This is a genomic window from Halocynthiibacter namhaensis, assembly GCF_000812685.1.
Taxonomy (GTDB): Bacteria; Pseudomonadota; Alphaproteobacteria; order Rhodobacterales; family Rhodobacteraceae; genus Halocynthiibacter; species Halocynthiibacter namhaensis.
This window is the reverse complement of record NZ_JWIF01000044.1, coordinates 1-3,732: the sequence shown is the minus strand read 5'-3', so window position 1 is coordinate 3,732 and position 3,732 is coordinate 1. Positions and strand designations below refer to the sequence as shown.

Sequence of the window (3,732 nt, the reverse complement as noted above, 5' to 3'; positions counted from 1 at the left end):
GGCCAACAATGAGTAAACTGAACGAAGCGCAAAACGCCATCGAAGTGCAGGCTGGACAGCTTGTGGCACTTCAAATGCTACTGGAATGCGTGATAGCCGAAGGCATCAGAACAGAGATGCTCGATGAACAGACGATTATCCAAATCCTTGATCACGGCATCCTGACGTTCCAAAATAACCAAAACATGAATGATCGCGAAAGCTTTGGTGCAATCGGCGTACTAACCAGTGCTGCTGATACCATAATACGCGCTAAAGACGCCAAAATACTGCCCTGATACCGCTTACACAGCATCGGCCAGTTGGCCTTTGTGAACCAGATCACCTGCACTCCATCGACGAACTGGTTTGAACGCTACAGAACCAAAGGCGGAACAACCATTAGAGTCGAACGCGCTCTTCAAATCCAAGCCATTAGAGTCATCAGGTAACATGTCTATGGACTCTTCGGAAACGGTTACAACACAAGGCTGTGCTGCCGGCAACTTCATATCCAATGCAAACAAATTAGCGACAAGTTCTCCTGCAAGATGATCAAAGCCCAACTCTTCATGAAAATCTTTGTACTTCGCGTAGACTTCCAGCTCTTCGCCATCATCAGTTTCGCAGCGGCACAACATCGGGTGAGATCTACCAGACTTAGCCCTGTCAACATATTCTGTTACACTTACAGTTAGCACCTCAGACAGCGTCCCAAATTGTTCACATACCTTATCCACATAACTACTGATTGTGGCAAGCCTTAGAGTGTTACTTTTGGCGAGCATATATGCGCAGATTTGCATGGTGTCGCTTTTTGGTATCCGGCGCACCCGAGGGGCAAGCTCGTCGAGCCAACCTCAGGTCCGTTTCGTCATAGTGGCTCGACATGTGTTGCGTATCACCTTGCCGTGGGCCGAATGTGGCCAGAGCAAGGTGGGGCACTGGAAAAATTTGATGGCGCTAGAGGGGCGTTTCGAAGTACTAGTATTACGATATTTGAGAAACAAACGAGCAAGCCTAATAATGATCATTTATACTCGCGGTACTGCCAAAATTGAACATTCCGAAAGTAAAGAAGTATTCCAAATTTATGATGACGAATTGGAATGGGAAGTTGTGGGCGGAGACGAGCGACCTATGGGGCAAGAAACCATCTACGAAGCTTTTGTAGACCATGATGATTTGGGTGACTTGCGGTGGTCGATTTCTGAGTATCCTGCGGGAGCTGAAAACTTCAGTGATACAAATGCTGGTGTGCATCGCATAATTTCTGATTTTGACTATGGCTTGGAACATGAACCGGAATTTGATGACGAAGATCCAATTGGTCTACGTGACAAACTAAAAGCTAGTCCTGAATGGGCATCGGCTCTGACCAAAGGGTCATTGGTCAAACTTCTCGTTGAGTGGTTTCACCATTTGTACGAAGATCCGGCCAATGAAACCACATACAATAGTCGTGAAGGCGGCTATCTCTATATAAAGGGCGGGCCATACAACGCCGAACAAGAATTGCGCGACAATTTTGAAGATGTTGTTCCAGAAGACGCCCTCATGGCTGCGGTTGACGAAATTCAAAGTGAAGGCCTTTTTGATTGGGCACCTTCTTCACGACACCAAGCTAGTGTTGATTTCTATGAGGACGCGATAGCGGATGACTATCCGCCAGGCGGTGAGGCTTCATTCGAACTACTTAGCGAGATCGCTGCTTCTGAACCTTCCATTGGTATCGGTAGTGCTGAAGAAAAAGCAACGCGTGCGGTTGTCCTTGATCAGATATCTGCTCTAAAAGATGCGCTGCCAAAGCCCGCTTCACATGGAGGAATCGGTCACAACCATCCACCTGAAGAATTTGAGCTGCACGGCGATGAACTAGAAGAAACTGCTAAGAGTCTTGATGCGATTGAGGTGGAGCTGGCTTCGGATGATCCTAGCGCCGAAGTCGTGGCAAAAAAGGCGTCGCTTCTCAAGAAAGTAGTCGGTTGGGTGGCTGGGAAAATTGATACCACCGTCGAAGAGTTCTGTAAGTCATTTGGCAAGAACCTTGGCACAGCAGCAGCTTACGGCCTTCCCGCTGCAATTCTAACCTCTCCATACTGGGGAAAAGTTGCAGTGATGCTCGGCTCCTTGAAGGATTGGTTGCTCATCGCATTGGGCATGTAACCCGATTAGCATTTTTGCTCGGTTTTCGTTAACTGCGGCCGTAAGCAGCAGCCTTCACCAGGGGCTCAAACCCGATTTTGGCTGCGCCTTCAACAAGTTTCGCAATGAACCGTTCGTGTGACTTTGTAAGTGCCGCTAACTGCGCAAGGCAGTTATCAATGCCAAGCGCAGTGAATGGCATCAATCAGCCTTGCATGATGAGATTACCACTTCGGGGTGACACTTGTGATTTCAACCCACTTTCAAAATTTTCCGATATATCTGCAGAGAGGGACTTCAAATCTAACACTTCTGCTCCATCTGTCCATCAGTAGACATGAACGGAATGATATTATGGGCGGATTTGTTAGAGTATCAGCAGGCCAAGCTTGCAAGGTAGCGGAAGCATTCGATGGTCGTTGGGAATGGAAGGCCACAAATTCAACGGTAAAAGAAGCTATCGACGCTGATGGTTGCGTGGTCGCTTACCTTGACGGAACAGGACATTATGTACACACCTCGTACGCCAACCTTGACCTTTCCCATATCATCGCCTGATTTATGCATCTGTCTAAATGGGCCTGCACTTCAGTCTAATTCGGCGCGGCGAGCTATAGCTATACAAAACTGGCCCAAAACCAGTTTATAACTGTTTATAACTTTGCATGATAAACAGACCACGAAGCGGAAGCGCTTTAAGTTATTGATATTTAAGGAAAAAGTGGTGCCCCCACACGGACTCGAACCGCGGACCTACTGATTACAAATCAGTTGCTCTACCAGCTGAGCTATAGGGGCACTAACGCTGCGTTTAAGGCGTTTTATTGGGGGCTTCAAGAGGGTTTTTAATTTTTTTGTGGAGAGCACGAATTTTTTAACGGAAATATCTCGTCTCTGTTCGGTTGGATTCGTTTCTTGAGAAAACCGCGATGCTTTCTTCACCGCGTAGGCCTGCCAATACAATGCGGATCTTCTCTTCTGCTGAATAAGTCTGTCGGGTCTTGCGGCGAATACTCTTGACCACCTTGGGGGACACATCAGAAAAAATTCACCTCCATCTTCACGTACTATTTGCGGGAAGCCAATTTGGAGGCTGACGCTGACCTCGTCCTCAAAGACTTACTGCCTCGCCTCTTCATGACTTTGCTTTGACGGGTGGTCATGGCCTCACCATCGGTCAGCGCGCCAAGGAAGTTCTTGAGGCCAGTCGCGGCAATCTCAGGGCTGGCCCCGCCGGATAGAAACGCTGCCGAAAGTGCTGCGATCTCAACCTCGGCCAGACCCGCTGTTTGCGCCACAGCCCCTTGGCGGCGAATGATATCCACCAGCCCCGGCGCGGACGCATTCATATTGTTTGAGAGGTGGTTGATCGCATCCCCAAGGCCAAGCGCTTGCGATTGGCTCAGCCCCATTGCCTTGCGCCACTGCGCCATGGATGCGCCGGATTGCTCGGCTGAGATATCAAAGGCCACGCCCATCTGGGCCGCATCGCGCGCAAATGCAATAAGCTGGGCGCGTTCCTCATCATCGGGCAGCGCTGAATCAACCACACCGGCCTGACCTGCCGCCTCAATGATTGCCGCAATGCCCTCGGCGGCTATGGGGAGC

At 49.4% G+C, this 3,732-nt stretch carries 5 protein-coding genes and 1 tRNA gene; 2 read left to right on the top strand and 4 right to left on the bottom strand.

The window, feature by feature from the left end; all coding sequences use genetic code 11:
• The coding region (locus RJ38_RS19045) for a hypothetical protein (RefSeq protein ID WP_162183557.1) at window positions 1-278 on the top strand (278 nt) is incomplete at its 5' end.
• A gap of 6 nt (window positions 279-284) precedes the next feature.
• Here the strand turns inward: RJ38_RS19045 and RJ38_RS06915 are convergent.
• On the bottom strand, window positions 285-785 hold the full coding sequence (locus tag RJ38_RS06915; protein ID WP_156121790.1) for a HipA family kinase: 501 nt from the start codon (window positions 783-785) through the stop codon (window positions 285-287).
• A 220-nt stretch (window positions 786-1,005) separates the two neighbouring features.
• Between RJ38_RS06915 and RJ38_RS18060 the strand changes: the two genes are divergently transcribed.
• Window positions 1,006-2,145, top strand: coding sequence for a hypothetical protein (locus RJ38_RS18060; RefSeq protein ID WP_052245253.1), 1,140 nt, complete (start codon window positions 1,006-1,008; stop codon window positions 2,143-2,145).
• Window positions 2,146-2,173: 28 nt separating this feature from the next.
• On the opposite strand, the gene RJ38_RS18835 is transcribed toward RJ38_RS18060, so the two are convergent.
• The 3 genes from RJ38_RS18835 to RJ38_RS06895 all read right to left on the bottom strand — a co-directional run.
• Entirely contained in the window at window positions 2,174-2,326 is a 153-nt protein-coding gene (locus RJ38_RS18835; RefSeq protein ID WP_156121789.1) for a hypothetical protein, read from the bottom strand.
• 520 nt (window positions 2,327-2,846) lie between these two features.
• Window positions 2,847-2,922: transfer RNA gene (locus tag RJ38_RS06900), tRNA-Thr, on the bottom strand.
• A 269-nt stretch (window positions 2,923-3,191) separates the two neighbouring features.
• Window positions 3,192-3,732 (bottom strand): phage tail tape measure protein (locus RJ38_RS06895; protein ID WP_039018153.1); only part of this gene is annotated, 541 nt, incomplete at its 5' end.